The sequence below is a fragment of the Geminicoccus flavidas genome (genome assembly GCF_009806515.1).
Classification (GTDB): Bacteria; Pseudomonadota; Alphaproteobacteria; order Geminicoccales; family Geminicoccaceae; genus Geminicoccus; species Geminicoccus flavidus.
Window position 1 is genome coordinate 1 of record NZ_WUJP01000254.1, and the last position, 783, is coordinate 783.

1 protein-coding gene is annotated in these 783 nt (G+C 63.5%); it reads left to right on the forward strand.

What is annotated here, in order from left to right; all coding sequences use genetic code 11:
- Positions 1-261 precede the first annotated feature (261 nt).
- Positions 262-783, forward strand: a 522-nt coding sequence (locus EQG76_RS07090) for a Gfo/Idh/MocA family protein (RefSeq protein WP_200840616.1), incomplete at its 3' end; no start/stop codon positions are given.

Genomic DNA, 783 nt, shown 5'->3' on the forward strand with positions numbered 1-783 from the left:
GCATGGGTGCGGCCGGTCGGCGTCTCATAGAACTTGCTGGCGCCCTCGACCGCCAGCTTCGGGCGCCTTGCCGCGCTCATTGCTTCCCCTTTGTCCGGCGCCGGCGTTCTTGTCGCTCTGCGCCGCTCCCCTCACGAAATGAGGACGTCGCAACAGTTCTGGCCTCCCGTCAAGCCCGCCTGTCTTCGGAAAACCCGCTGTTGCAGGCCTGAGCGCAGACTTTACCATCCCGAGATCACACGAAGGCGGGGAGGGACAGTGATGGCGCCGGTGAAGGTACTGGTGGTGGGGGTCGGCAACATGGGCCTGAGCCACGCCAAGGCCTACCAGAAGCTGGACGGGTTCGAGCTGGTCGGCCTGATGAGCCGCACCATCCAATCAAAGAAGGACAATCTGCCGCCCGAGCTCCAGGGCGTGAAGCTGTTCCAGGACTTCGACGAGGCGCTGAAGGCGACCAAGCCAGATGCAGTCTCAATCAACACCTATCCGAACAGCCATGCCGACTACGCGATTCGTGCCATGGACGCCGGCGCGCATGTGTTTATGGAAAAGCCGATCGCGACCAATCTCGCCGACGCCGAGCGCGTGGTCGCCAAGGCGAAGGAGAAGAACCGCAAGCTGGTGCTGGGCTACATCCTGCGCGTCCACCCGGCCTGGGCGAAGTTCGTCGAGATCGGCCAGACGCTGGGCAAGCCCCTGGTCATGCGCATGAACCTGAACCAGCAATCTTCGGGCGAGGCCTGGCCCTGGCACAAGGCGTTGATGGAGAGTCTGACCCCGATC